The following is a 6,818-nucleotide window of genomic DNA, read 5'->3' as shown; positions in this document are numbered from 1 at the left end:
GCGCACAACGCCACGTTCCTGATTCCATTACAACGTTGCGTATCCTGCTTGGACAACGGCTCATGCAACGATGGCACTCTTCCTGTACGGCAACAAACTGCGCAACTAATTATGTGACACAGTAAGATTAGGCGTTGCACGTTCACAAAATGTGCAGGGAAGCCGGATCGCAGTGAGTGTTGCCGACCTCGCCGCTGCGCGGTATGGTTCAGACCGTTTGTATTGACGAAGGTCGATGACTGTCCCAGTCGCACTATCTCGAGAACACTGGAATAACCCGGGTGCGCTGAACGTTTTACTACCGTAGTAAGTAAGCAGTTCACCTGAGCGATCCGCGCTCGAAACGATCTGCGCGTGGAATTCACCGCGCCGCGCGACGACTACGACCGGAACCGCGGCCTGGGCAGCTGCTGTTGATCACGATCGGCAGCACGGTCGCGTCATGGCGCTTCGTCCGGACCTTGGCACTGCTACCCACGCCCTGACATCATGCGTAGGGCGGTCTGCCGTACGCACGATGCTCGCGGCGATCTGTAGGGGAAAACGTCATGAAATCCATTCCACGTACTGCGGTCTTCCTTGGTGTCACCGCCCTTGGCCTCGTTTGCAGCCCTGGTTATGCAGGGGAGACGATAAAAGCCACGCTGCTCAAAACCAACACGATCCAGCTTGATACGAGTCAAGTGAAGGCCGGGTCAGTCACGTTTGAGGTCAGCAACGCACCCGACACCGGTATGACACACGAATTCGTGGTCCTCAAAACGGACCTGGCCGCCGACAAGCTGCCGGTTAAAAACGGACAGGTGCCAGAGAGCCAGTTCAAGAAAATGGGAGAGGTCGAGGACATGGCCCCCGGTAAGGGCAAGCACATGACGCTCAAGTTGGCACCCGGCCGCTACGTACTGATCTGCAACCGTCCCGGCCATTACTCGATGGGCTTGCATGCTTCGTTGGTCGTCACGCCCTGACCGGCTTGCGTCATGGGGCCTTGATACACCACGATTCACCGTTCCCCGACGGCGTGAGGTCGTTCGGGGATGGTGGAGGCGAACGGGTTAAGCAGCGAGTCGGTTTAAATCGAAGCGCTCAGGGTAGTCGGTCGAAGGCCGGTAGCCAAAGCCAGCCAGGTTCGGAAGTTCTGCAGCAGGAACCAGCGGGGAAGCGGACGGCGTCTATGGAGGCATCCACGTGAAAATGTAGCGAGTGTCGCCCACCTTCGTTGCAAACTGCACAACCCGAACCGGGAAGTGCGAGTGGGTCCCAGAACGTTTCGAAGATCTCGGTCCGAGGCAGCTGTTGACGTCCGCAGTAACTGCCAATCGTGTCCATAGATTACGCTAATGTAATACTTCAGTTTGACCCACGGAATAAGGCATAGCAACGGTTTTGCGCACCTTTTCATGCGTTGCGTTTCGGCAACGCGTGCCCGATACGAGGTCCGTTTATTTTCTAACGTGTTCGTCCTGTCCTTTAATTCCGCTAACGCGTCTGACGGAGCTCAACAAGGAGCGGCAATGACGGTTTCGGAGGATGCGGCTAATCGTGCTGCGAAAATAGCAGACGCTCTCCGCCCGTTAGGGTGTGGACCACTCTCGAAAAAGCTTGCAATAGTAGCTGCGAATCTGCTGAGCGTTCACTGTATTACGGTTTATCGACTGCGGCGGAAGTTTCTAGCAGACCCGGTAGCAAGCGCTGTCATCCCGAAGCGCCGAGGTCCTTCAGAGGGGGGCGCCGATTTGGAGGGGTGGTTGACACTGTGATCGACGAAGTAGTCCATATCGGGTGCGTAAAAAACTTGGGGTTGTAACTCCGATGCCAGCCCGAACTGCTCCGGTAACTCGGCAGCTTCGCGTGACAATGGTTTTCGTGGCGGCTCGTATCTCGCAAGTCTTTCGACAAGGTCACCGTTGATCACGGCACATCGGACCTGGGCAAGCAAATGGACTCCGATCGGCGACCAGCGCATTTGTTGACGTTTGCACATGCGCTGATTTAGCACCTGATTGACCGCAGACTCGGTCGTTGCGGTCGAAATCGGTTTGCCACGACAATGTCGTGCACCGTAGTTGATCGTCGACCCGCCATTCGCCTCGACGTATTCAACAAGCTCTCGAGTCCGGTAGTCAAGATGCGCCAGACTCTCAGCAGTGCTCAGCGCTTCAGGCACGATCACCGGACAGATGGTCAGGATGGCCTGCATCCGAGCTTTCGCTTTTTCCAGCTCGGCATGCCAGAAGCACCAGCGCAGTTTGTCAACGCGGGAGACCAGCACACGACGGGCGGCCTTTTCCGTTTCCGTGCGCGCACGCATGCCCTTGATGATCTGCTCAAGATACCTCACGCGCATCGATATATGGAACCAGTCCAGGACGGGTGTGGAAGATGTTGGTGTTCACAATTGCCGCTAGCCGCCTCAATCATTTTGCGAGCGTCGAATTTGCCGCAAGCCGTCGTATATATCGGCCAAAAAGTGGAAAATCGGGCGATTCCATGTTGTTTTAGCAATACAACGACTGAGTGACAGGTTGTCCACTAACGTTGGAGTGGACGAGAACTGGGGATCGCGACGTTTTTGTCCACTCCCAAAATTAACGATCTCCAACAGCTTCCTTCAACAGCTGCTGCCGGAGGCCTTGCGGCGTAACAATCCGTGCGGTATCTGGCGCCTCACGCGTGTATTGCGACGCGATCCCGTGCTAAGTTTGCTATGATTATCATACTTACGATTATAGCGATTCTGATGGAGATCTGAATGACTGCACTGCCCGACAAGAGCGCAACGCTGTGCCCGGTCGCGCGGTCTCAGGCAGTTATCGGCGACCGCTGGACTGTTCTGATCGTGCGCGAACTGTTCATGGGCAATCGAAGGTTCGACAGCCTGCTGGCACAGTCGCAGGCGACACCGCAGATGCTCTCGTCCCGCCTCAAACGGCTCGAAGCGGACGGCATGATCGAGCGTAAGCGCTACATGAAAAAGCCCCCTCGTTACGAATACGAACTCACGGAGATGGGCCGAGCGTTCTACCCGGTCATCCTGGCGCTTCGCGAATGGGGCGAAACGTGGCACAAGTCGCCGGACGAGGACGTCGCGGTGCGCTATACGCATCTCACCTGTGGTCACGATGCCGGTATTGGCACTGTTTGCCAGGCCTGTGGTGAATCATTGCGGCGCGAAGATCTAAAGGCTGAATTGAGCCCTTCCTATGCGCAGGAGCGTGCGGCGCGACAGGACGCAGTGAAGACGGGTAAGTCTGCATGATTCATATGCGCGCAGTCCGGTCAATAGCGCGAGGACGGCCTGCTCGCCAGTCACGGATTGATCAGCGGTTGATCCACCGCCTGCTGTGTCTTGATGGCCTGCGCGTTTCCTTGATAATTGCGCCGGGCGCTAACGAGACTGCGCCTGAAATCTACGCCGCGTCGTTGGTCGCGCCATAGGCGTTTCCGCCAGGGTCGACAAGCTTCGGGCGCATTCTCCAAACTTGTTCCGCCCGATGAAGTGGTCCAGCATAAGACGCCAACGGGGCCGTGACTGTCCGTGAATGGACGCCCCTGCAATGCGACTGTTAAGCCTTCACTCGCCGTTCTGGACTGACTTGACAAGATTGTTCCGCAACGTCACGACCGCCGCCTGAATTTTCGCGAACTCGTCGGGCGCGAGGCCCGTCTGGACAGGGTCCATCTTCAGGGCTTTTTCGCGCAGCCGCCGGCCGCTCTTCGTTAGACTGATCCGCACCTGGCGCTCATCGCCGGGATCGCGTTGCCTTTCCAGATAACCCATCGCCTCGAGCTTCTTCAGCATCGGCGTAAGCGTGTTGGATTCGAGAAACAGCTTGGCACCCAGACCGCTGACGGTCTGGTCGTCTTCCTCCCACAACGCAATGATCGCGATGTATTGCGGGTAAGTAAGCCCGAGTTCCTCGAGTATCGGCTTGTATGCCTTGCCGAAAGCCAGGTTCGCGGAGTAGACCGCAAAACACAGGTAGTCGGAAAGCATCAGATTTTCGGGTGCCAGTTGATCCTTGGATTTCATGGGTATCCTCCTTGAGCTGGAGCCTGATGCTTCACAAAATATATATCGCATGCGATTGTATCGCAACATAGCGTACGTCGCATCGCTGCCGTATAGAGCGCAATCCTTTGTGAATTTCACCGGGCCCAGCTATTTCGCATCGTAGAGGTCGCGTGGCGCCGCCCAGCCTTGCCGCAATTGTCGCCGCTGGTCGAGGACGCTTCAGGCCGGCATGCGATACAGGGCACAGAGCTTGTTGCCGTCCGGATCGCGCAGATAGGCGAGATAGAGGCGGTCAGGCGCGGCCTCACGCACACCGGGCGGCGCCTCAGCCGGTTTCCCACCGTTGGCGACCCCGGCGGCATGCCACCGATCGACCTGCTCGGTCGACTCGCAAATAAAGCCGATCGTTCCACCATTGGCAGCGGTTGCCGGCTGACCATCGAGTGGCTCGGTGATGATGAAAAGCCCAGTCTCGGCGCGATAGACATAACGCCGACGCTGCGCGTTGTCATCTTCAAGACCCTCACCATATCGGAGCGCGCCCAGCACAGCATCGTAGAACCGCTTTGCTTTTTCCAGGTCGTTGGTGCCGACCGCTATATGACTGAACATTGCTTGCTTCTTTCTCAGTGAATAAATCATCGGCCGCCCGATGCTGTGGCCGGCGCGCAGGGGCAAGGAAGATGTGCGACGGCCCAGCGGCGGAGGGATGCACGACCTAGTGGTGTGCGAGGAAGTTATCGCGCGGTGTCACGGCGACATGGCTCCCTGCCTGCGACAGTCCGTAGACTGCACCGCCATACGCCTTTTCCGGGCTGGTTGCGTCCTCGCGATCGGCGGCAACGGTTCGCAAGCTCTGACCGCTTTGTGATGCCGGTGCGCCAACTGAGGGCTTGTAGAAGGGGGCCGGTCCATAACCACTGGCGAACGCGGGCGCGGTGACGGACGCCGAAACGGCAAAGAGCAGTGCAACGATGAGCTTGGTCTTCATGATGGGAATTCCCTAAAAGATGTTCAGTGAAGGGCACGTGCCCCCGGAGAGAGGCACGTGCCCAGGCGGATCACGCCGTGACGATGTTCGTGCCGATCTCGATGTTGCCGCGCACAGACTTCGAGTACGGGCAGATCTGATGGGCCAGGTGCGCGATTTTCTCAACGACTTCCTTTTCCACACCCGGCACGCGGATGTCGAACTGGGCGCCGAGGAACCACGCGGCACCGGTCTGCCCGATGTTCACCTGGATGTCCACGGAATAGTCGGGCGGCAGCGTGACGTTCTTCAGCTGGGCCGCCATCCCGAACACGGTGGTGTAACAGGCCGACCAGGCACCCGCAAACAACTGCTCGGCTCTTGGGTGCGGCTCGGTGCCGGTGTAATCGAGGCTCTCAACGCCGGGCGCTGTCAGCTTGAGGTCGTAGACGCCAAACTCCCCGCGTTGGGCATGGGGGTCGCGATTGACCGTGGCGTGGGAGTTGCCTGCGGTGAGGACTTTTTCGATCTTTTCCATGATGGATTCCTGTGTGTATAGGGGTATTAAGCGCATGTAAATCGCGCGCAATGTAATCGCATGCGCTGTATTTGTTAGGCCGTGACGACGTTCAGGCCGACCTCGATGTTGCCGTGCACGGCCTTCGAGTACGGGCAGATCTGATGGGCCCGGTTCGCAATTGCCTCGACGATTTCCGTTGCCAGACCCGGCGCGCGGATGATGAACTGGGCGCCGAGGCAAAAACCGTTACCGACCGTCCCGATACTCACCTGGATGTCCACGGAATAGTCGGCCGGCAGCGTGACGTTCCTCATCGAGGCCGCAATCTCGAACGCGCTGATGTAACAGGCCGACCACGCGCCCGCAAACAACTGCTCGGCTCGGGGGTGCAGCTCGGTGGCAATGAAATCGCGGCGTTCACCGTTGAGCGCTGACAGCTTGAGGTCGAGGACGCCGTGCTCGCCGCGCTGGACATCGGGGTCGTGATTGACCGTGGCGTTGGAGTTGCCCGAGAAGAGGACTTGATCGATCTTGGTCATGGTGGATTCCTATGTGAATAAGGTTGTTAGGCGTTTTTGATCGCATGCGATCGAATCGCTTGCGTCGAATAATGAAGAAGGGCGCGTCCGATGTCAATCGCAAAAGATTTAATCGCATGCGCCAAATTGATAGGGCGAACAAAGATCCCGCAACCACCAGCATGACGTTGTATGCCCAATGTGCTGTCCCCCACGGACGCAACTGCTGATCCGGGCGCGTCGGGGCCGCTCGCCCCTTTGCTCCGCAGTCCGGCGACCAGCCGCGTCATGAAGTGTCAACTCCCCCGGAAATCATCAGTAAAGCCAGGTCTCACTTGACACTATGATTTTCATAGCTGTATCCTTCGCCCAATGTCATAGGCGAGGCGCGAGAGGTCACGAATCGTCCGACAAAAGCAATCCGGAGCCGGCTGCGCGACGCGATTAGCTTCTGTGCGGGAAGGCACGGCGCAACGTCTCGGTATGCGAATGCAGCCTTGTTTCCACCAGATCTCACGCGCACGGCGAGCCGACGCGCATGCGATTCATCAAGCGAAAGGAAGGACTATGAAGATCGAAGATGCTGTTGTTTTCGTGACGGGCGCGAACCGCGGGCTTGGCCTGGAGTTCGCGAAACAGGCACTCGAACGAGGGGCGCGGAAGGTATATGCGGGCGCACGCGATCCGGCCAGCGTGACGCTGCCGGGAGTCGTGCCCGTGAAGCTCGACGTGACCGACCCGGCGGCCGTTGCCGCGGCCGCCGGGTCGGTCACGTCGAGCTTCACGGGCACGACT

General features: G+C 58.3%; 8 protein-coding genes and 1 pseudogene. 3 read left to right on the top strand and 6 right to left on the bottom strand.

Annotated elements, in window-relative coordinates:
- The first annotated feature begins 548 nt into the window (after positions 1-548).
- A complete protein-coding gene (locus A6V37_RS37440) occupies positions 549-968 on the top strand; it encodes a cupredoxin domain-containing protein (RefSeq protein WP_064271331.1) in 420 nt (139 codons plus the stop codon).
- Between the two features lie 808 nt (positions 969-1,776).
- Here A6V37_RS37440 and A6V37_RS40310 read toward each other — a convergent pair.
- Positions 1,777-2,389: pseudogene (locus A6V37_RS40310) on the bottom strand (ISKra4-like element ISBte2 family transposase); the annotation flags it as partial.
- A gap of 363 nt (positions 2,390-2,752) precedes the next feature.
- On the opposite strand from A6V37_RS40310, the gene A6V37_RS37430 reads away from it, so the two are divergent.
- A complete protein-coding gene (locus A6V37_RS37430) occupies positions 2,753-3,259 on the top strand; it encodes a winged helix-turn-helix transcriptional regulator (protein WP_064271329.1) in 507 nt (168 codons plus the stop codon).
- Between the two features lie 315 nt (positions 3,260-3,574).
- Here the strand turns inward: A6V37_RS37430 and A6V37_RS37425 are convergent, their stop codons facing one another.
- The 5 genes from A6V37_RS37425 to A6V37_RS37405 form a co-directional block, all read right to left on the bottom strand.
- Complete coding sequence (locus A6V37_RS37425) at positions 3,575-4,033, bottom strand: MarR family winged helix-turn-helix transcriptional regulator (protein WP_064271328.1); 459 nt, start codon at positions 4,031-4,033, stop codon at positions 3,575-3,577.
- Positions 4,034-4,234: 201 nt separating this feature from the next.
- Complete coding sequence (locus tag A6V37_RS37420) at positions 4,235-4,627, bottom strand: VOC family protein (protein ID WP_064271327.1); 393 nt, start codon at positions 4,625-4,627, stop codon at positions 4,235-4,237.
- 106 nt (positions 4,628-4,733) lie between these two features.
- The gene (locus A6V37_RS37415) at positions 4,734-5,006 is read right to left on the bottom strand and encodes a hypothetical protein (RefSeq protein WP_064271326.1); all 273 of its coding nucleotides are present in this window, start codon (positions 5,004-5,006) and stop codon (positions 4,734-4,736) included.
- A 70-nt stretch (positions 5,007-5,076) separates the two neighbouring features.
- Positions 5,077-5,523 carry an OsmC family protein gene (locus tag A6V37_RS37410; protein WP_064271325.1) on the bottom strand — a complete coding sequence of 149 codons (447 nt, stop codon included), beginning with the start codon at positions 5,521-5,523 and terminating at the stop codon, positions 5,077-5,079.
- Positions 5,524-5,597: 74 nt separating this feature from the next.
- Complete coding sequence (locus A6V37_RS37405; RefSeq protein ID WP_064271324.1) at positions 5,598-6,044, bottom strand: Ohr family peroxiredoxin; 447 nt, start codon at positions 6,042-6,044, stop codon at positions 5,598-5,600.
- A 546-nt stretch (positions 6,045-6,590) separates the two neighbouring features.
- Here A6V37_RS37405 and A6V37_RS37400 point away from each other — a divergent pair.
- A partial coding sequence (locus A6V37_RS37400; protein ID WP_157447938.1) for an SDR family NAD(P)-dependent oxidoreductase occupies positions 6,591-6,818 on the top strand: 228 nt, incomplete at its 3' end.

The sequence above is a fragment of the Paraburkholderia ginsengiterrae genome (assembly GCF_001645125.1).
GTDB lineage: Bacteria > Pseudomonadota > Gammaproteobacteria > Burkholderiales > Burkholderiaceae > Paraburkholderia > Paraburkholderia ginsengiterrae.
The sequence above is the reverse complement of the archived record's forward strand: the minus strand, read 5'-3'. Positions and strand labels throughout refer to the sequence as shown.